This is a genomic window from Geodermatophilus sp. SYSU D00079 (genome assembly GCF_054050635.1).
Genome location: NZ_JBJGZS010000022.1, coordinates 1 through 18903 on the forward strand (window position 1 = coordinate 1; position 18903 = coordinate 18903).

Consider the following 18903-nt stretch of genomic DNA (forward strand, 5'->3'; position numbering starts at 1 on the left):
GGCCGGTGGGGGAGAGGCCTCCCCCACCGGCCGCGGGTCAGTAGGTGAAGCGGGAGATGCTGGTGCGCAGGTCCGACGCCATCCGCGACAGCTCGTCGACGGCGGTGCGGGTCTGGGTCAGCGCCTGGGTGGTCGAGTCCGCCGCGGTGGAGACGCTGACGATGTTCTCGGCGATCTGACCGGAGCCGCCGGCGGCCTCCTGGACCGACCGGGACATCTCACTGGTGGTGGCGGTCTGCTCCTCCACGGCGGACGCGATGGTGGTCTGCCGGTCGGAGATCTGCGCGACGATCTGGGAGATCTCCTCGATCGCGGTCACCGCCGCACCGGTGTCGTGCTGGATCGCCTCGACCCGCCGGGCGATGTCCTCGGTCGCCTTGGCCGTCTCCTGCGCCAGCTCCTTGACCTCGTTGGCCACCACGGCGAAGCCCTTGCCGGCCTCGCCGGCCCGGGCGGCCTCGATCGTGGCGTTGAGCGCCAGCAGGTTGGTCTGCTCGGCGATCGAGGTGATCACCTTGACCACGTTGCCGATCTCGGCCGAGGAGTCACCCAGCTTGGCCACCGTCGCCGTCGTCGACGCCGCCGCCGTCACCGCCCGCGCCGCCACGTCCGAGGCCTCCGCGGCGTTGGTCGCGATCTCCCGGATCGAGGCCCCCATCTGCTCGGCACCCGCGGCCACCGTCTCCACGCTGCGGCTGACCTCCTCGGCCGCACCGGCCACCACACCGGACTGCGTCGAGGTCTCCTCGGCCGACGCCGCGATCTGCGCCGACGACGACGACAGCTCCTCCGACGAGGCCGCCACCGCGTCCGCCGAGGTCGCGACCGACGCCATGACCTCCCGGAGGTTGGCCTGCGCCGCGTCCAGGGCCGCGGCCATCCGGCCCAGCTCGTCGGCGGAGTGGACGCCGGTGCTGCGGGTCAGGTCGCCGGCGGCCATGGTCTCGGCCACCTCCTGCACCACCCGCACGGTCCGGGTGATCCGGCGGACGACGACCACGGTGAGCCCGGTGGCGAGCGCGGTCGCCACCAGGGCGCTGACCAGCAGCGTCGTGACCGCGGAGGCGGCCCGCTCGGCGGCCTCCGCGTTGCGGGCAGCGGCCTGGGCGGACTGCGCCACGCCCTCCTCCTCCAGCCCGTCGGCGATCTGGGTCAGCAAGGGGCTGGAGACGTCCCGGTAGACCTGGGCGTAGGTGGCGAGGTCACCGCGGTCGGCCGCGGGGAACAGCTGGGCCTCGTTGGTGGCCAGGAACTGCTGCCGGCCGTCGAGGTAGGCGTCCATGGCGGCCTGGTCGATGACGTAGGGCTCGTAGTCGGCGAGGGCGGCGTCGACGTCGGCCTGCTTCTCGTCCATCTCGCCGCGCAGCTCCAGGCGGCGGGCGGGGTCGGAGACGGCGTACTCCAGCACGCGGGCGCGGTGCGCGGCGGTCGCGCGCTGCACCGCGGACAGCGCATTGAGGGGCTCGAGGTTCTCGGTGTAGATCGTCTCCTGGTGGGTGCGCATCTCGGAGATCCGCAGGACCGCGAGGACGTTGGTCGCCAGGACCACGGCGGCGAGCAGCGCGACGACCGCGCCGATCCGCACGCCGACCGGCCGGTCGGCGAACCACCCGGAGGTGCGACCAGGGGGAGCGGGGGTGGTGGAGTACACGGGGATGCCCCTCCAGGGACGACGGCGTAAATGCAGACGGATGTGCGTTTCGCCAAAGTGTGGAGCCACTCCAGAGCCGTTCCGCGCCCATTCCCGTGCAGATGCGGAATCGTTTTCCTGCGGTGTGGTGACCGGCTTGTCGTCGACACTTGTCGACACCGCGGAAACGGCGACCGGCCCTCTTCCGGCCCACCGTCAGCGGTCGTCCTGGGACCGGTGCCCGGATTGTCGACAGCACCCGGCCGGTCGGCTGCCGCGGCCCGGTCGGTGACCCGGGGCGCGTCCGCGACACGGCGTCAGGCGAGCAGGTCCGCGAGCTCCTCGAGCAGGGGGACGACGGCCGTGGGGCCGGGGATGCGGAAGCGGGCCGCGGTGTCGCCCTCGCCGACCTTGACGGTGACGTCGCCGGCGGGGAGCGCCCGGAAGGCGTCCTCGTCGGTGAGGTCGTCCCCGAGGTAGACCGCCGCCGCCGCACCGAGCTCGTCGCGCAGCCGGAGCAGGGCCCGCCCCTTGTCGGCGTCGGTGACGGCGAGCTCGAGCACCTCCTTGCCCGGCTTCTTCGTCAGTGACGGATCGGTGGCCCGATCGGCGGCCACGAGGAGGTCCGCGGCCGCGGCGCGGTCGGCGACCTGCCGCACGTGCACCGCCACGCTGGCCGGCTTCACCTCCAGCAGCGCGCCGGGCACCGCGGCCACGAGCGGCGCCAGCCGCTCGGCGAGGGCGTCGCGGCGGGCGGCGAGCTCCCCGGTGAGCGGGCCGTCGAACTCCGCGCCGTGGCTGCCCACCCACCGGTAGGGGCCGGACAGGCCGCTGACCGTCCGGAGGTCGGCCACGCCACGGCCGCTGACGAGCGCGACGACGACGCCGGGGCGGTCCGCCAACCGGGCCAGCGCCTCGGCGACGCCGGGGGAGGGGACCGCCGACGACGGGTCCCCGACCAGCGGGGCGAGGACGCCGTCGTAGTCGCTGGCCACCAGCAGCGGCCGCCGTCCGGCGAGCTCCCGGAGCGCGGTGCCCAGCCCGGCCATCACTGCTGGGCGCGCAGCGCGTCGAAGAAGGACGTCGCCCAGTGCTCGAGGTCGTTCTTCGCCAGGTGCCGGCGCATGGCGCGCATCCGCCTGGCCAGCTCTGACGGCTCGGCCCGCAGTGCGCGCACCAGCTGGTTCTTGACGCCGGCGATGTCGTGCGGGTTGACCAGGAAGGCCTGCTTCAGCTCGGCGGCGGCACCGGCGAACTCCGAGAGCACCAGGGCACCGCCGAGGTCGCCGCGCGCCGCGACGTACTCCTTGGCGACCAGGTTCATCCCGTCGCGGTACGGCGTGACGAGCATGACGTCGGCGGCCCGGTACAGCGCGGCCAGCTCCTCGCGGGGCACCGACTGGTTGATGTAGTGCACCGCCGGGCCGCCGAGCGTGCCGAAGACGCCGTTGATGTGCCCGACCTGCTGCTCGATGGTCTCGCGCATGTGCACGTAGTGCTCGACCCGCTCCCGGCTGGGCGTGGCCACCTGCACCAGCACGGTGCCCGGAGCCTCCAGGACGCCGTCCTCGAGCAGCTCCTGGAACGCGGCAAGCCGCACGGCGATGCCCTTGGTGTAGTCGAGCCGGTCGACACCCAGGATGATCTTCTCCGGGTTGCCGAGCTCGGCGCGGATCTCCTTGGCCCGCTGGACCACCTCCGGCGAGCTCGCCAGCTCGTCGAAGGCGGCCACGTCGATGGAGATGGGGAAGGCGCGGGCGGTGACCGTGCGGCCGTCGTACTCCACCGTCGTCCCGCGGGCCGGCAGCTCGTGCAGCCGGCGGGCGAGCTGGACGAAGTTCGACGCCGCGCTCGGCCGCTGGAACCCGACCAGGTCGGCGCCGAGCAGCCCCTCCACGATCGCCGAGCGCCACGGCAGCTGGGTGAACAGCTCGTAGGGCGGGAAGGGGATGTGCAGGAAGAACCCGATGGTGAGGTCGGGGCGGCGCTGGCGCAGCATCGCCGGGACCAGCTGCAGCTGGTAGTCGTGGACCCACACGATCGCGCCCTCGGCGGCGACCTCGGCGGCGCGCTCGGCGAAGCGCTTGTTGACCTGGACGTAGGTGTCCCACCAGGTCCGGTGGTACTCGGGCTTCTCGACGACGTCGTGGTAGAGCGGCCACAGCGAGGCGTTGGACATGCCCTCGTAGTACCGGTCCACCTCCTCCTCGGAGAGCGGGACCGGGATCAGCTGCATGCCGCCGGACTCGAACGGCTCCGGCGCCTCCCCGGCCGAGCCGGACCAGCCGACCCAGGCGCCCCCGCGGCCGGCCACGAACGGCTCCAGGGCCGTCACCAGCCCGCCGGGGCTGCGCTGCCAGCGCGTCGTCCCGTCCGGCGCGGTCACCTGGTCGACGGGCAGCCGGTTGGCCACCACCACGACGGGGCTGTCCGCCCGCGCGTCTCCTCCGGATGCTCCACCCATGCCGCCTCCGACCCTACTGATGCCGCCCCGCGGCGGCACCGTGGACCCTCCTCACGCGGCCAGCGCGTAGCCGGCGGCGGCCGCGCCGAGGCCCAGCACCAGCGTCGCGACGAGGTAGCCGAGCGCGCGCCCCAGCGCCCGTTCCTCCACGAGCCGGACGACGTCGTTGCCGTAGGTCGAGAAGGTGGTCACCGTCCCGCAGAAGCCCGTGCCGACCAGCGCCACCACGGTGGGGGAGACCGACGGCAGACCGAGGAGGACGCCGAGCACCGCGCTGCCCAGCACGTTCACCGTCAGCGTCCCGACGACGCTGCCGCGGCCACGGCCGGCGACGGCGAGCCGCTCCGCGAGCAGCCGCAGCGGCGCACCGACCAGGGCGCCGAGCGCCACCACCAGCGCCGTCACGCGACGTCCTCCTCGACCGCCACCTCGGCCTCGAGGGGGACCGGGCGCGGGGTGAGCCGGCGTCCGAGGACGACGCCGGTGGCTGCCGCGAGCACCCCGCCGAGCACGGACGCCGCCACGTAGCCGCCGGCCGTCGCCCACGCGCCCGAGTCCGCCAGCTGCACCGTCTCCACGGCGAAGGTCGAGAAGGTCGTGTAGCCGCCGAGGACTCCGGTGCCCAGGAAGGGCCGCAGCCAGGGGTGGTCGGGGTGGACGGCGAACACCGCGCCCAGCAGGACCCCGAGCGCGAGGCACCCGGTGAGGTTCACCAGGAGCGTGGCCCACGGCCACCGGTCGGGGGAGTGCGGCAGCGCCGTCCCCACCCCCCAGCGGGCCAGCGCGCCCAGCACGCCGCCGAGAGCCGCCATCAGGTACGCCACGAGCTCATCCTCCCGAAGGGAGGCCGCGCTGTCGGCCCTGCGGGGGCCCGCCGCGAGCCCGCGAGTGGCGGGGCAGGGGGTGCTCCGTCAGCGGCGGCGGGTCTCGGGGAACAGCAGGTCCACGAAGCGCGCCGCGGTCGGCTGGGGCTCGTGGTTGGCCAGCCCCGGCCGCTCGTTGGCCTCGATGAACACGTGCTCCTCGCCCTCGACGTCCGGCACCAGGAAGTCCAGGCCCGTGACGGGGATGCCGATCGCCCGGCTGGCCCGCACGGCGGCCTCCGCGATCGCCGGGTGCAGCCGGTCGGTGACGTCCTCGATGGTGCCGCCGGTGTGCAGGTTCGCCGTCCGCCGGACGCGGATGCGCTCCCCGGACGGCGGGACGTCGTCCATCGCGTAGCCGGCCTCGGCGACCACCTCGGCGGTGGTGTCGTCCAGCGGGATCGTCGACTCCCCGCCGGTGGCCCGCTCCCGGCGGCGGCTGGTGGCGCGCACCAGCCCGGTCACCGGCGTGCGGCCGTCGCCGACCACCTCGGCCGGACGGCGCACCGCGGCGGCCACCACCTCGTGGTCGATGACCACCACCCGCAGGTCGTCGCCGGCGACCAGCTCCTCGACCAGCACCTCGGGGCAGAAGTGCAGGGCGAGGGCGACGGCCCGCTCCAGCGCCTCGGGGGAGGTCACGCCCACGGTGATGCCCCGGCCCTGCTCGCCGCGGGCGGGCTTCACCACGACCTCGCCGCACTCGTCGAGCAGCGCCCGCCCGTCGTCCAGCCGGCCCTCGGTGACCAGCGCGCCCCGGGGCACCTGGACCCCGGCGCGCTCCACGATCCGGCGGGTGACCCGCTTGTCGTCGCAGCGGCTCATCGCGACCGCGCTGGTGAACTCCGACAGCGACTCGCGGGTGAGCACGCTGCGGCCGCCCAGGGACAGCCGCATCTCGCCCCACTCGGCGTCGGTGACCTCCACGCGGATGCCGCGCTCCATGGCCTCGTCGGCGATGATGCGGGCGTAGGGGTTGAGCTCCTCCAGGCCCGGGGGACGGGAGGCGAACAGCGGTGTGTTGATCGGGTTCTTGCGCTTGACGCACACCGCGGGGGTCCGCTGGAACCCGAGCTTGCGGTACAGCGCGATGGCCCCGCTGTTGTCGTACAGGACCGACAGGTCCAGGTAGGCCCGCCCGCGGCCGACGTAGCGCTCGGCGAGCACCCGGACCAGCGCCTCCCCGGTGCCGGGCGGGGCGTCCTGGGCATGCACGGCCAGGCACCACAGGCTGGCGCCGCCCTCCGGGTCGCCGAAGGCCAGGACGTGGTCGACGCCGGTGACGGTGCCGACGATGCGGCCGGTGCGCCGGTCCTCCGCGACCAGATAGGTGAAGGTCCGGGTGCGGTGGTTGGCCCACATCGTCGCGGCGTCCCCGGTCACCATGCCGTTGCGGGCGTAGATGCCGTTGATCTCCTCCATGTCGGCCAGCGAGGTCACCGTGCGCACGAAGACGCCCCGGATCAGCTCGTGCCGCGGCCGGTAGCGGTGCAAGTCCAGCCGGTAGGTGTAGCTGGGGTCGATGAAGAGCTCGTCGGGGGCCATGCCGACCAGCACGTGCGGGTCCCGCGGGTAGATGCAGATGTCGCGGCGGCCGCTGCCCTCGGCGCGCAACGCGTCGACGATCCCGTGGAGGTCCTCGAAGGTCTGGCCGAAGACCAGCCGCCCCCAGCCCAGGTCGAGGACGACGTCGGCGGCCATGCCCTGGCGCTGGTGCTCGGAGGGCTGCTGCCACGACCGGCTGGTGAACGACGGGGTGTCCATCACCGGCGTGCGGCGTCGGTGCCCGGCGACCCGGGGCACCGCTAGACCCCGTGGGTCTGCAGCCACAGCTCGAGCAGGCCGAGCTGCCACAGCTTGTTTCCGCGCAGCGGGGTGAGCTCACCGTTGGGGGCGCCGAGCAGCTCGCGCACGTACTCGGGACGGAACAGCCCGCGTTCCCGGGCGGCCTCGCCCGAGAGCGCGTCCCGCACCAGGTCGAGCACCTTGCCCTCGAGGTGGGTGATCGCCGGCACCGGGAAGTAGCCCTTGGGCCGGTCGATGACCTCCGGCGGGATGATCCGCCGGCCGATCGCCTTGAGCACGCCCTTGCCGCCGTCGGCGAGCTTGAGCTCCGGCGGGCACATCGCGGCCAGCTCGACGAGGTCGTGGTCGAGGAACGGCACCCGCGCCTCCAGGCCCCACGCCATGGACATGTTGTCCACGCGCTTCACCGGGTCGTCGACCAGCATGACCTCGCTGTCCAGCCGCAGGGCGGCGTCCACGGCCGTCTCGGCGCCGGGCATGGACATGTGCTGACGGACGAAGGCCAGGCTCGGGTCCTCGTCGAGGGCGTACCGGTCGGAGACGACCCTCCGCATCTGGTCGTGGTCGCGGTCGAAGAACGCCGCGGCGTAGCGCGCCACGGCCTCGTCGCGGCCGACGTCGGCCAGCGGCGGGTACCAGTGGTAGCCGGCGAAGACCTCGTCGGCGCCCTGGCCGGACTGCACCACCCGGATGGTCTGGCTGACCCGCTCGGAGAGCAGGTCGAAGGCGACGACGTCGTGGCTGACCATGGGCTCGGCCATCGCCCCGATGGCGTGCCCCAGCGCCGCGGCGAGCTCGTCGGAGGCGACCCGGATCCGGTGGTGGTCGGTCGCGAACCGCTCGGCGATGACGTCGGAGTACTGGAACTCGTCGCCCTCGCGCCCGCCGACCGACTCGAAGCCGATGGAGTAGGTGGCCAGGCCGGTCTGCCCCTCCTGGGCCAGCAGGCCGACGATGAGACTGGAGTCCAGGCCGCCGGACAGCAGCACGCCGACCGGGATGTCGGCGACCAGCCGCCGGCGGACGGCGACCCGCAGTGCCTCCTCGATGGCGTCCTCCCAGTCGCGGGCGGACCAGGAGGCGTGCTCGGGGCGCCGCTCGTAGGTGGCGTTCCAGTAGCGCTCCTCGCGGGAGGTGCCGTCGGCCTCGACCACCCGCAGGGTCGCCGGCGGCAGCTTCCGGACGCCGTTGAGGATCGTGCGCGGCGCCGGTACGACCGCGTGCCAGGTGAGGTAGTGGTGCAGCGCGACCGGGTCGATCGAGGTGTCGACGTCGCCGGCCCGCAGCAGGGCGGGCAGCGTGGAGGCGAACCGCAGCCGGCCCGGCGTCTCGGCCAGGTAGAGCGGCTTGATGCCCAGCCGGTCGCGGGCCATGACGATGCGGCCGGTGTCGCGCTCGTGGATGACGAAGGCGAACATGCCGTGCAGGTGCGAGACGACGTCGGTGCCCCAGTGGTGGTAGCCCTTGAGGATCACCTCGGTGTCGCTGTGCGAGAAGAACCGGTAGCCGTGGCCCTCGAGCTCGGCGCGCAGCTCCCGGTAGTCGTAGATGCAGCCGTTGAAGACGGCGGTCAGCCCGAGGTCGTTGTCGATCATCGGCTGCGAGCCGCAGGTGGACAGGTCGATGACCGACAGCCGGCGGTGCCCGAACGCCACCCGCCCGTTGCTCCACGTGCCCTGGCCGTCCGGGCCGCGGGGCACGAGGGCGTCCACCATCCGCGCGACGGCGGTGGTGTCGGCCAGGGAGCCGTCGAACCGGATCTCGCCGGAGAGCCCGCACATGGGTTCGATCCAACCCCCCTCCCCGGTGACCCGCCAGGCGGCCGGGAGAACGTCACACGTCCGAAACACCGGCCCGTTCCACGTGGAACCGGAGCCCTCAGGAGGCAGACGGCGGTGGTGGGCTTGGCCCGTCAGCGGTGCCGCGGCCGACGTGGGCGGGACCGTCGGCGGCGCTCAGCCGTAGTACAGGGCGACCGGCCGGCCGTCGATCTCGCGGACGTCGACGGGGGTGTCGTAGACCGCCTCCAGCACCTCCGGCCGCATGATGTCCCGCGCGGCCGCGTCCGCCACGACGCGGCCGTCGCGCATCGCGACGATGCGGTCGGACCAGGTCGCGGCGAAGTTGACGTCGTGGAGCACGGTCACGACCCGCTTGCCGAGCTCGTCGGCCATCTGGCGGACCAGCCGCATGATCTCGGTCATGTGCCGCAGGTCGAGGTTGTTCAGCGGCTCGTCGAGCAGGACGTACTCGGTGTCCTGCGCCAGCACCATCGCGATGAAGGCCCGCTGGCGCTGACCGCCGGACAGCTCGTCGAGGAACCGGCCCCGGTAGGGCTCGAGGTCGAGGTAGGTGATGGCGCGCTCGATGTGCTCCCGGTCGTCCACCGTCAGCCGCCCCCGGGAGTGCGGGAACCGGCCGAACTCCACCAGGTCGTGCACGGTCAGCCGGGCGGCGACGTGGTTGTCCTGGCGCAGCACGGCGAGGGTGCGGGCCAGCTGGCCCGACGGCGTCCGCGCGACGTCCATCCCGTTGACCGTGACCCGGCCGGCGTCGGGCTGGACGAGGCGGCCGACGAGACCGAACAGCGTGGACTTGCCGGCGCCGTTCGGGCCGATGAGCGCCGTGACGCCCTCCCCGCCGAACCGGATCGAGACGTCGTCGACGACCGTCTGGGCGCCGTAGCGCTTGGTGGCGTTCTCGAGCGCGATCACCGCGCCCCCTTCCGCAGCACGAGGTACAGGAAGAACAGGCCGCCGGCGAAGTCGATGACCGTGGAGAGGGTGCCGCCGAAGCCGAGCACCCGCTCCAGGACCAGCTGGCCGCCCAGCAGGCAGATCACGCCGAGGAGGACGGCGGTGGGCAGCGTCCACACGTGGCGGAAGGAGCCCGCGTAGGAGTAGGCGAGGTTGGCGACGATGAGGCCGAAGAACAGGATCGGCCCCACCAGCGCCGTCGAGGCGGCGACCATCACCGAGACGCCGCCGAACAGGACCATGACGACGCGGCGGTGGTCGACCCCCAGGCCCACGGCCGCCGGCTCGCCCAGCGTCAGCACGTCCAGGGTGCGCAGCAGGGGCAGCACCGCGGCGCAGCCGAGGGCGACGAGGACGGCGGTGAGCACCAGCAGCGTCTCGTCGGGCCGGGTGAGGGAGGCGAACATCGCGTCGGACAGCACCTGGAAGTCCAGCGGGTCGAGCATCCGCTGCATCCACTCGGTGGCGCTGCGGAAGAACGTGCCCAGCACGATGCCGACCAGCAGCATGAGGTGGATCGACCGGCGCCTGCCGCCGAACAGCCAGGTGAACAGCAGCACGCTGAAGGCCACCATGACGGCGACCTGCACGAGCCAGAGCGTGAACTGGTCGAAGGCCAGGAACGACGCCGATCCGGAGACGAACACGATGATGGTCGAGACCAGCACGTAGAACGCGTCGAACCCCATGATCGAGGGGGTGAGGATGCGGTTCTGGGTGATGGTGTGGAACACGACCGTCGACACCCCGACCGCGGTCGCGACGACGACCATCGCGACCACGCTGAGGCTGCGGATCTCCAGCGCGAAGGCCAGCGAGCCCGGCACGTCGGTGACCAGGTAGACCACGGTCAGGACCAGGACGGCGGCGCCCAGTGCGGCCAGGCGGACCCACGGCCGGCGCCAGTACGCGCCGATGCCGGCCCGGGGGGCGCGGGCGGCCGCGGGAGCCGCCGTCGTGGCGGGGTCAGTGAGCACGGCTCCGCCTCCGCAGCAGCAGCCAGAGGAACACCGCCGCACCGATGATGCCGACGATGACCGACAGCGGGATCTCGTAGGGGAAGCGGATGACGCGCGCCAGGACGTCGCAGCCGAGGACGAAGACCGCCCCCAGCCCGGCGACCCAGGGGATCGCGCGGCGCACGTTGTCGCCGATGAGGAGGCTGACGACGTTGGGCACGACCAGCCCCAGGAAGGGGATCAGCCCGGCCGTGACGAGCACGGCCGCGGTGATCACCGCGATGACCACCATGCCGACGGCGACGACGCGCCGGTAGTCCAGCCCCAGGTTGGTCGCGAACTCCTCGCCGAGGCCGATCACGCTGAACCGGTCGGCGGCCAGCCAGGCCACCCCGACCATGAGGCCGGCGATCCACACGAACTCGTACCGGCCCTGCATGACCGTGGCGAAGCTGCCCTGGGACCACTGCCCGAGGGACTGGAGGAGGTCGAGGCGGTAGGCGAAGAACGTCGTCACCGCGCCCACGACGCCGCCGAGCATGATCCCGACCAGCGGGACGAGCACGAGCTGGCGGACGGGCACGACCCGCACCACCCGCAGGAACACCCAGGTGCCGACGAGGCCGAAGACCGCCGCGACGCCCATCTTCCCCACCACGGCCAGGCCCGGGAAGAACACGATCGTGACGAGCATGCCGAGCGTCGCGAACTCGCTGACGCCGGTGGTGCTCGGCTCCACGAACTTGTTGCGCACGAGCATCTGCATGATCAGGCCGGCGATCCCGAGGGAGGCACCGACGAGGACCACGGCGACCGTGCGGGGGATCCGGCTGACCAGGAGCAGGAAGGCCGCGTCGCTGCCGGGCCCCCCGGCGAGGACCGAGGCCGGGGACACGTCGGACACGCCGACGAACAGGCTGACCAGTGCGAGGAGGACGAGGAGGACGCCGATGAGCACCCCCACCCAGGTGCGGCGGGGCCGCACGCGGGCAGGGGTGCTCGTCGAGGTGGAGTCGAGCGCCGTCACGGAGAGGGGGAGGGGCGCTCCGCCGGTTCCACGTGGATCACGCCGCGATCTGCAGGACGTCGTCGATCATGATCTTCGTGGTGTCGATGCCCCCGAAGACGATGTACCAGGCCGTCGGGTCGAGGTAGTGGATCTGGTCGTTCTGGTACGCGGTGGTCTGCTTGACGATGTCGTTGTCGAGCACCGCCTGCGCCGACTGCGCGCCCGCCTCACCGGTGGCCGCGTCCCGGTCGACCACCCACAGGTGGTCGGGGTCGGTCTCCAGCAGGAACTCGAAGGAGACCGGCTCGCCGTGCGTGGCGGCCTTGATGTCCTCCACCACGGGCTGGACGCCGAAGGCGTCGTAGATCAGCCCACCCCGGGCGCCGCGCGCGTCGGAGCCCTCACCGGCCGGGGCCATCGCGCTGAGCTCCCCGCCGGAGACCATGAGACCCAGGCCCGTGCCGGCCTCAGCGGTGGCGGCCCGCGCCTCCTCGATCCCGGCCTCGACCTCGGCGATCGCCGCGGCCGCCTCGTCCTCGGCGCCGAGCACCTCGCCGAGGAACGTGGCGTTGCGCTCCAGGGTCTCGGTGTAGGTCCCCCGGAGGCTCAGGTCGACGGTCGGGGCGATCTCGCTGAGGTCCTCGTACAGCGCCGACGAGCGGCCGCCGATGACGATGAGGTCGGGCTGCTGCGACTCGATCTCGACGAGGTCGGCCTCGAACAGCGTGCCGGCGTTGAAGGCGTCGTCGGCCAGGTGGTCCTGGAGGTAGTCCGGCACCGAGTCCAGCGGGGCGCCCACGACCTCCCCGCCCAGCGCGCCGATGGTGTCGAGGCTGGCGATGTCGAAGGCGACGATCCGCTCGGGGTTCTTCGGGACCTCGACCGTCGTCTCCTCGAGGACGGGCTCCTCGTCCTCCGCGGCGGTGTTCCGGTCCCACGTGAAGGAGACGGTCTCGGTCTCGGCCGCGCTGGCTCCGGCGGTGTCCTCGCCCTCGCCGCACGCGGACAGGGCCAGGGCGGTGGCCACGGTGAGGGAGAGGGCGGCCAGCGGCCGGGCGGTCGTGCGCATCGTGCTCCTGTCAGGGCGGGCAAGGGAAGGCTTGGCTCAGTAAGGCCTGCCTAACCTGTCACACCACCGGTACCGCCTGTCAAGCGGGTCCCCGTGAGCCGGTTGACCGGCGGCGCGGGAGGGCAGGGGAGGGGCCATGCAGACGCGCACACTCGGAGACCTGACCGTGTCCGCCCAGGGCCTGGGCTGCATGGGGATGAGCGAGTTCTACGGGACCGGCGACCAGGCCGAGGCCGAGCGGACCATCCACCGGGCACTCGACCTCGGCGTCACCTTCCTCGACACCGCGGACATGTACGGGCCCTTCACCAACGAGCGCCTGGTCGGCCGCGCGATCGCCGGCCGCCGCGACAAGGTGGTGCTGGCCACCAAGTTCGGCAACGAGCGCGGCGAGGACGGCTCCTTCCGCGGCATCAACGGCCGCCCGGACTACGTGCGCCGGGCCTGCGACGCCTCGCTGCAGCGGCTCGGCGTCGACGTCATCGACCTCTACTACCAGCACCGGGTGGACACCACGGTGCCGGTCGAGGAGACCTGGGGCGCGCTGCGTGAGCTGGTCGAGGCCGGCAAGGTGCGCTCGGTCGGCATCTCCGAGGCCGCGCCGGAGACCATCCGCCGCGCGCACGCCGTCCAGCCGGTGACGGCCGTGCAGACCGAGTACTCGCTGTGGACCCGCGACCCCGAGGACGACGGCGTGCTGGCCACCTGCGCCGAGCTCGGCATCGGCTTCGTCGCCTACTCGCCGCTGGGCCGCGGCTTCCTCTCCGGGCAGATCCGCAGCGTCGACGACCTCGCCCCCGACGACTTCCGCCGGCGCAACCCGCGCTTCCAGGGGGAGAACTTCGCCCGGAACCTGGAGCTGGTGGACCGGGTCCGCGAGATCGCCGACGAGAAGGGGGTCACCGCCGGCCAGCTCGCCCTGGCGTGGGTGATGGCCCAGGGCGGGCGGGAGGGGAACCCGACCGTCGTGCCCATCCCCGGCACCAAGCGGGTGGCCTACCTGGAGGAGAACGCCGCCGCGGCCGACGTCCGGCTCTCCGACGACGACCTGCGCCGGCTGGACGACGCCGCGCCGGCCGGCAGCACCGCCGGTGACCGCTACCCCGACATGTCCACCGTGCACCGCTGAACCGGGCGCCTGCCCCCCGGCAGCAGCACGCTGCCCACGTGCTCGCGCGCCGGGCCGTGCAGCCGGGCGCAGAGCTCCTCCCAGGCCTCGCGGAGCTCCGGTCCGGGCCAGCCCGGCGGTCGCAGCGCGTCGGGGAGCACCGGGTCGCTGACACCGACCCGCCGCATCTCGGCGAGCACCCGCAGGTGGGTCACCAGCGCCGTCGCCCCGTCGAGGGCCGGGCCGGCGAGCACCTGCCGGATCCGGTCGATGACCCGGCGGTGCGCGGCGGCGACCCCCTGCAGGTCCCAGCACCGGGCCGCCAGCTCGGTGTCCGAGCCACCGGTCTCCTGGGTCACCTGGGCGGTGAGCAGGTCCAGCCGGCTCAGCGGCTCACCGGCGAGCTCGGTCCGGACGTCGTCCAGCGCGACCTTGTGCGGCGAGAGCCACGTCGCCGGTGCCAGCGGGCCGAACCCGTGCCGGGTGAGCGTGCGGCGCACCCGCTCCCGGGCCGACCGGTCGGTCTCGGGCACGGTGTAGATGACCATGCGCCAGCGGCCGTCCCACGGTCCGAGCCGCTCGTCCAGCCGCGCCCAGCGCGTCCGGACGGCGCTGCGCAGCGCCTCGGTGGGGCTGTAGAGGGTCTCCCGGCCCGATCGCGACGCGGCCAGCCACCCGGACCGGCGCAGCGCGGCCAGGGTCATGCGCGACGTCGGCTCGGCGACGTCGAAGTCCTCGAGCAGGGCCACCAGGGCCTGCAGCCGCACCGGCTGGTCGGTGACGGCGTCGACGTGCTCGGAGAAGAGGTCGACCACCAGGTCGCGGACGGTCATGACGATCCTTCCGGCGCGCCCCCCGCTGAGCGCGCCCGCGCGGTGTTCGGCCCGGGGCAGGGCGGGTGCCCGGGCCGTCTCCCCCACGCGGGAGGATGACATCCGTGCGCAACGCCGTCCCCGCGAGGTCCCCCCGGTGATCCCGGCGCTCGTGGTGGCGGTGACCGTCGTCGCCGCCGTGGTGGCCGTGGCCGGTCTCGCCTCGACCCTCGCGCGGCGGCGGATCGGCCTGCTCCACCTCTGGGGGACAGCGCTGCTGGAGGTGCTGCTGCTGGTGCAGGCGGTGCTCGCCGTCGTGCTGCTGGTGCGGGGGCAGCACCCCGCCGACACCCCGACGTTCCTGGGCTACCTCGGCGGCATCGTGCTGCTGCCGGTCGCCGGCGGTCTGTGGGCGCGGTCGGAACCGACCCGCTGGGCAGGCACCGTGCTGGCCGTCGCCGCCGGTGCGGTGGCAGTCATGATCTGGCGGCTGCTGCAACTGTGGGAGGCGACCGGTGGCTGAACACGGACGGATGGACGGCGCGACCGCGGGCGACACCTCGGGTGGGCCCGGGCGCGTGCTGGTCGCCGTCTACGGGGTGTTCGCCCTGGCCGCGGGCGCACGGGCCGCCGTCCAGCTGGCCACCCGCTTCTCCGAGGCGCCGATCGCCTACCTGCTGTCGGCCCTGGCCGCCGTCGTCTACGTGGTGGCCACGGTGGCCTTCGCCCGCGGGGGGCGGCGCACCGCCGTGGTCGCCTGCTCGGTGGAGCTGGCCGGGGTGCTGGTCGTGGGCACCCTCTCGCTGCTGGACCCGGCCGCCTTCCCCGACGAGACGGTGTGGTCGGCCTACGGACGCGGCTATCTGTTCATCCCGCTGGTGCTGCCGGTGCTCGGCCTGCTCTGGCTGCGCCGGCAGGCCCGCGCCGACCTCCTGGGGTGACCACGGGGGTGGTGCACGGCGACCCGCCGGTCAGCGGCGTGTCGGCCGGCACCGCCCCCGTGGTCGACGGGATCGCGGGGGTCGCGGCTCAGAAGTCGCCGCCGCCGCCGAAGTCCCCGCCGAAGTCGCCACCGCCGCCGTCCCACCCTCCGGCATCGGCGCCCCCGGCGAAGTCGCCGCCCGGATCGCCCCCGTAGTCACCGCCGGGGTCGTTGCCGTCGGCGTAGCCCGCGGCGTAGGCCTCCTCGTCGCCGCCGCCGAACAGGCCGCCGTCCCCCAGACCGGTGTCGAACAGCGCGTCGGCGACCGCCGTCCCGACCACCAGGCCGCCCACGGTGCCCAGCAGGCTGGCGCCCATCATGCTGCCGAAGCTCGGGCCGTAACCGCCGCCGAAGCCACCCCCGTATCCGGGCCCGCCGCCGTAGCCGGGACCGCGGCCGTAGCCGGGGCCGCCGTAGCCGCCGAAGGCCCGCTCCAGCGTGCCAGGACGGCGCATCTCCGCCCGGGTCGCGGCCTGGGCCAGGCTGCGGGCGTCGTCGCCGCGTGCCCGCTCACCGGCCGCGGCCAGCTGGTCGAGCACCTGCCGCCGCTGCTCCGGGGTGAGCTGGGCGAACGCCTCGGCGTGGGCGGCCTCGATCTGGTCCGGGGGAGCGGTCCGCAGCAGGTAGCGGTAGCGCTCGATCGCCCGCTCGTCGTCCGAGCGGGGCCCGCGTGGCGGTGCGCCGTAGCCGTAGCCGCCGTCGTCCTCGTCGTAGCCGCGCGCGTACCCCTGCGGGTAGCCCTCGTCGTCGCGCCGGCGGCGGCCGAAGAGCCGGTCGAGCAGTCCCATGGCGATCGTCTCCTCTCAGGCGGTGCACGGGGTGGGTGCCCGTCCGCGCCGCCTCCACACCTGGCGACCGCGCCGGGTCAGCCGCGCGGGCCCTCCAGCAGGCCGTAGGCGCCGCGGTGGAACAGCAGGGGACGCCGTCGCCCGTCCGCGCCCAGGTCGAGCACGCGCGCGGCGACGAGGGTGTGGTCGCCGCCGTCGTACTCCGCCCACAGCTCGCAGTCGATCCAGGCCACGACGCCGTCGAGCACCGGCCGGCCGAGCCGGCTGGGCCGCCAGTGGACGCCGGCGAACTTGTCCTCACCGGAGCGGGCGAACGCGGCCGACAGGCCGTCCTGGTCCTCGGCGAGGACGTTGACGCAGAACCGGCCGAGCTCGCGCAGCCGCGGCCAGGTGCGCGACGTCCGTGCGGGGGCGAAGACCACCAGGGGCGGGTCCAGCGACAGGGAGCTGAACGACTGACAGGTGAAGCCGATCGGCCCCTCGTCGTCGATCGCGGTGACCACGGTGACCCCGGAGGCGAAGTGCCCCAGCACCTCGCGCATGAGGCCCGGGTCGACGATCTCGACGGCGCCGTCCAGCGGGGAGCCCGACTCGCTCATGCCCTCAGCCAACCACGGGGCCGGTCAGCCGACGGACGCGGCGCGGGGCACCGAGCGGCCCCCGGCGCGGTACAGGGAGCTGGGCAGCTCGTGCCCCACCGCCTGCTCGGTGACCCGCGCGGCGGCGAGGACGGCGTCGAGGTCCAGACCGGTGCGCACGCCGGACTCCTCCAGCATGTAGACCAGCTCCTCGGTGGCGATGTTGCCGCTGGCCCCGGGGGCGAACGGGCAGCCGCCGAGCCCGCCGACCGACGAGTCCAGCTGGGTGACCCCGGCCTGGACGGCGGCCAGTGCGTTGGCCTGCCCGGTGCCGCGGGTGTCGTGGAAGTGCACGCCGACCGGCACGCCCGGACACGCCCGACGGACCGCGTCGAGCAGTTGCACCACCCGCAGCGGGGTCGTCGTCCCGATGGTGTCGCCCAGGCACAGCGCGTCGGCGCCCGCGGTGACCGCCGCCCGTGCGACGTCCACGGTGCGGGGGATCGGCGTGCGCCCGTCGAAGGGGCAGTCCCAGGCGGTGGCGATGACCACCTCGAGCGACCCGCCGGCACCGTGCGCCAGGCCGGCGATCTCCCCGACCGCACCGACGGCCTCGGCGGTGGAGCGCCCGGCGTTGGCCCGGCTGTGCCCGTCGGAGGCCGAGACGACGTACTCCAGGTCCGCGACGCCGGCGTCCACGGCGCGGGTCGCGCCCCGCGGGTTGGCCACCAGGGCCGACCAGTGCACGTCGCCCCACCGGGACAGCTCCGCGGCGACCGCGTCGGCGTCGGCCAGCGCGGGCACCGCCCGCGGCGAGACGAAGGACGTCGCCTCGATCCGCCGCACACCGGTGGCGACCAGCGCCTCCAGCATCTGCAGCTTGGCCTCCAGCGGCACCGGGGCCTCCAGCTGGAGGCCGTCGCGCATGCCCACCTCGCGGATGTCCACGGCGGTCGGCAGCACCAGATCGAAGTCGTTCACGGCAACCCCCCTCGCGTCCGGGACCCCATCCTGCCCCGTGCCGAGGTTCCACGTGGAACCGTCCGGGGCACCCTGCACGTCGAGAACCTGCAGGAACGCGGCGGAGTGTGCGCAGAATGTCCGGCACGGAGGTGGGATGTGACGAACGCGTTGGGCACGCTGCCCCCGGCGGACCGCGCGAGCGCGTTCTCCAACGCGCCCATGGGCATCGTGCTCGTCACGCCCTCCGGTCTGCTGGTCGACGCCAACCCTGCCTTCGTCGCGATGCTGGGCCGCACCGCCGAGGACCTCTACGGCTGCTCGGTGCTGGGCCTCATCCACCCGGAGGACCGGCCTGCGGCCCAGGAAGCCCACGCCGAGCTCGTCACCCGGCATCGGACGATGCGGCTGGAGACCCGGCTGGTGCGGGCCGACGGCACCGCGGTGCCCACGCAGCTCACCTCGTCCTGGGTCGAGGGCACGCCGGACGGCGACCCGCCGCACCTGGTGGCGATCGTCGAGGACATCACCGAGCGCAAGGCCCTGGAGGCGGCGCTGGTGCACCGGTCACTGCACGACCCGCTCACCGGGCTGCCCAACCGGATCCTGTTCGGTGACCGGCTCCGGCACGCCCTGGAGCGCGGTCACCGCGAGCGCACCCCCACCTGCGTGCTGGGCATCGACCTCGACGGCTTCAAGGAGATCAACGACCGCCACGGCCACCCCGTCGGCGACGCGGTGCTCGTCGGCTTCGCCGAGCGGCTCACCTCGGTGCTGCGCTCCAGCGACACGGCCGCGCGGGTCGGCGGCGACGAGTTCAGCATCGTGTGCGAGAACAGCGAGCGGGCCGACGCCGAGTCGCTGGCCGACCGGCTGCGCAGCACCCTCACCGAGCCGCTGTCGATCGGCGAGGTCACCGTCCCGCTGGGCATGAGCATCGGCATCGGCACCGTCGCCGGGGGCACCGACCCCGAGCTGGCCTACGAGCTGCTGATCCGCGAGGCCGACGACGCGATGTACGCGGACAAGACCGCCCGTCGGCAGTAGGAGGACCCCGTCCTCCCCACCCCTCGCACGCTCGGGGCGGGGCCCTGGACGGGGCCAGGAGCCACGGGGGAC

At 73.8% G+C, this 18903-nt stretch carries 19 protein-coding genes; 4 read left to right on the forward strand and 15 right to left on the reverse strand.

What is annotated here, in order from left to right:
- Window positions 1-37: 37 nt before the first annotated feature.
- From ACI79E_RS16525 to ACI79E_RS16575, 11 genes are all read right to left on the reverse strand, one after another.
- Window positions 38-1651: a methyl-accepting chemotaxis protein gene (locus tag ACI79E_RS16525; protein ID WP_456933658.1), complete on the reverse strand. Its 1614-nt coding sequence runs from the start codon at window positions 1649-1651 to the stop codon at window positions 38-40.
- Window positions 1652-1947: 296 nt separating this feature from the next.
- A complete protein-coding gene (otsB, locus tag ACI79E_RS16530) occupies window positions 1948-2679 on the reverse strand; it encodes a trehalose-phosphatase (RefSeq protein ID WP_456933659.1) in 732 nt (243 codons plus the stop codon).
- The gene (locus tag ACI79E_RS16535) at window positions 2679-4094 is read right to left on the reverse strand and encodes an alpha,alpha-trehalose-phosphate synthase (UDP-forming) (protein ID WP_456933660.1); all 1416 of its coding nucleotides are present in this window, start codon (window positions 4092-4094) and stop codon (window positions 2679-2681) included. The genes otsB and ACI79E_RS16535 overlap by 1 nt, the downstream gene beginning before the upstream one ends.
- A 51-nt stretch (window positions 4095-4145) precedes the next feature.
- Window positions 4146-4499, reverse strand: coding sequence for a fluoride efflux transporter FluC (locus ACI79E_RS16540; protein WP_456933661.1), 354 nt, complete (start codon window positions 4497-4499; stop codon window positions 4146-4148).
- Entirely contained in the window at window positions 4496-4918 is a 423-nt protein-coding gene (gene crcB / locus ACI79E_RS16545; protein WP_456933662.1) for a fluoride efflux transporter CrcB, read from the reverse strand. Before crcB ends, ACI79E_RS16540 begins: the two co-directional genes overlap by 4 nt.
- Before the next feature lie 87 nt (window positions 4919-5005).
- Window positions 5006-6760: an N-acetylglutaminylglutamine synthetase gene (gene ngg, locus ACI79E_RS16550; protein WP_456933663.1), complete on the reverse strand. Its 1755-nt coding sequence runs from the start codon at window positions 6758-6760 to the stop codon at window positions 5006-5008.
- A 2-nt stretch (window positions 6761-6762) separates the two neighbouring features.
- On the reverse strand, window positions 6763-8544 hold the full coding sequence (locus ACI79E_RS16555; protein ID WP_456933664.1) for an N-acetylglutaminylglutamine amidotransferase: 1782 nt from the start codon (window positions 8542-8544) through the stop codon (window positions 6763-6765).
- A gap of 174 nt (window positions 8545-8718) precedes the next feature.
- Window positions 8719-9477 carry an iron ABC transporter ATP-binding protein gene (locus tag ACI79E_RS16560; RefSeq protein WP_456933665.1) on the reverse strand — a complete coding sequence of 253 codons (759 nt, stop codon included), beginning with the start codon at window positions 9475-9477 and terminating at the stop codon, window positions 8719-8721.
- The gene (locus ACI79E_RS16565; protein ID WP_456933666.1) at window positions 9474-10496 is read right to left on the reverse strand and encodes an iron chelate uptake ABC transporter family permease subunit; all 1023 of its coding nucleotides are present in this window, start codon (window positions 10494-10496) and stop codon (window positions 9474-9476) included. The genes ACI79E_RS16560 and ACI79E_RS16565 overlap by 4 nt, the downstream gene beginning before the upstream one ends.
- On the reverse strand, window positions 10486-11505 hold the full coding sequence (locus tag ACI79E_RS16570) for an ABC transporter permease (RefSeq protein ID WP_456933667.1): 1020 nt from the start codon (window positions 11503-11505) through the stop codon (window positions 10486-10488). The genes ACI79E_RS16565 and ACI79E_RS16570 overlap by 11 nt, the downstream gene beginning before the upstream one ends.
- A 37-nt stretch (window positions 11506-11542) precedes the next feature.
- Window positions 11543-12556: a siderophore ABC transporter substrate-binding protein gene (locus ACI79E_RS16575; RefSeq protein WP_456933668.1), complete on the reverse strand. Its 1014-nt coding sequence runs from the start codon at window positions 12554-12556 to the stop codon at window positions 11543-11545.
- Between the two features lie 136 nt (window positions 12557-12692).
- Between ACI79E_RS16575 and ACI79E_RS16580 the strand changes: the two genes are divergently transcribed.
- Complete coding sequence (locus ACI79E_RS16580) at window positions 12693-13685, forward strand: aldo/keto reductase (RefSeq protein ID WP_456933669.1); 993 nt, start codon at window positions 12693-12695, stop codon at window positions 13683-13685.
- Here ACI79E_RS16580 and ACI79E_RS16585 read toward each other — a convergent pair.
- Window positions 13655-14497 carry a PaaX family transcriptional regulator gene (locus tag ACI79E_RS16585; RefSeq protein ID WP_456933670.1) on the reverse strand — a complete coding sequence of 281 codons (843 nt, stop codon included), beginning with the start codon at window positions 14495-14497 and terminating at the stop codon, window positions 13655-13657. The two genes, ACI79E_RS16580 and ACI79E_RS16585, sit on opposite strands and share 31 nt — an antisense overlap.
- Before the next feature lie 136 nt (window positions 14498-14633).
- On the opposite strand from ACI79E_RS16585, the gene ACI79E_RS16590 reads away from it, so the two are divergent.
- Together ACI79E_RS16590 and ACI79E_RS16595 are read left to right on the forward strand one after the other, a co-directional pair.
- A complete protein-coding gene (locus ACI79E_RS16590) occupies window positions 14634-14999 on the forward strand; it encodes a hypothetical protein (RefSeq protein ID WP_456933671.1) in 366 nt (121 codons plus the stop codon).
- Window positions 14992-15417 carry a hypothetical protein gene (locus tag ACI79E_RS16595; protein WP_456933672.1) on the forward strand — a complete coding sequence of 142 codons (426 nt, stop codon included), beginning with the start codon at window positions 14992-14994 and terminating at the stop codon, window positions 15415-15417. Before ACI79E_RS16590 ends, ACI79E_RS16595 begins: the two co-directional genes overlap by 8 nt.
- A gap of 88 nt (window positions 15418-15505) precedes the next feature.
- Here the strand turns inward: ACI79E_RS16595 and ACI79E_RS16600 are convergent, their stop codons facing one another.
- The 3 genes from ACI79E_RS16600 to ACI79E_RS16610 all read right to left on the reverse strand — a co-directional run bounded on the left by ACI79E_RS16600 (window position 15506) and on the right by ACI79E_RS16610 (window position 17805).
- Window positions 15506-16246 (reverse strand): hypothetical protein, encoded by a 741-nt coding sequence (locus ACI79E_RS16600; protein ID WP_456933673.1) that lies wholly within the window; start codon window positions 16244-16246, stop codon window positions 15506-15508.
- Window positions 16247-16323: 77 nt separating this feature from the next.
- Entirely contained in the window at window positions 16324-16845 is a 522-nt protein-coding gene (locus ACI79E_RS16605) for a flavin reductase family protein (protein WP_456933674.1), read from the reverse strand.
- A gap of 24 nt (window positions 16846-16869) precedes the next feature.
- The gene (locus tag ACI79E_RS16610) at window positions 16870-17805 is read right to left on the reverse strand and encodes a hydroxymethylglutaryl-CoA lyase (protein ID WP_456933675.1); all 936 of its coding nucleotides are present in this window, start codon (window positions 17803-17805) and stop codon (window positions 16870-16872) included.
- A 138-nt stretch (window positions 17806-17943) separates the two neighbouring features.
- On the opposite strand from ACI79E_RS16610, the gene ACI79E_RS16615 reads away from it, so the two are divergent.
- Window positions 17944-18831, forward strand: coding sequence for a diguanylate cyclase domain-containing protein (locus ACI79E_RS16615; protein ID WP_456933676.1), 888 nt, complete (start codon window positions 17944-17946; stop codon window positions 18829-18831).
- Window positions 18832-18903 lie beyond the last annotated feature (72 nt).

Excerpts from the sequence above, each read along its gene's own strand:
- otsB (WP_456933659.1), bottom strand. The coding sequence starts at position 2,679 with ATGGCCGGGCTGGGCACCGCGCTCCGGGAGCTCGCCGGACGGCGGCCG.
- ACI79E_RS16535 (WP_456933660.1), bottom strand. The coding sequence starts at position 4,094 with ATGGGTGGAGCATCCGGAGGAGACGCGCGGGCGGACAGCCCCGTCGTG.
- ACI79E_RS16555 (WP_456933664.1), bottom strand. The coding sequence starts at position 8,544 with ATGTGCGGGCTCTCCGGCGAGATCCGGTTCGACGGCTCCCTGGCCGAC.
- ACI79E_RS16575 (WP_456933668.1), bottom strand. The coding sequence starts at position 12,556 with ATGCGCACGACCGCCCGGCCGCTGGCCGCCCTCTCCCTCACCGTGGCC.
- ACI79E_RS16580 (WP_456933669.1), top strand. The coding sequence starts at position 12,693 with ATGCAGACGCGCACACTCGGAGACCTGACCGTGTCCGCCCAGGGCCTG.
- ACI79E_RS16585 (WP_456933670.1), bottom strand. The coding sequence starts at position 14,497 with ATGACCGTCCGCGACCTGGTGGTCGACCTCTTCTCCGAGCACGTCGAC.
- ACI79E_RS16600 (WP_456933673.1), bottom strand. The coding sequence starts at position 16,246 with ATGGGACTGCTCGACCGGCTCTTCGGCCGCCGCCGGCGCGACGACGAG.
- ACI79E_RS16605 (WP_456933674.1), bottom strand. The coding sequence starts at position 16,845 with ATGAGCGAGTCGGGCTCCCCGCTGGACGGCGCCGTCGAGATCGTCGAC.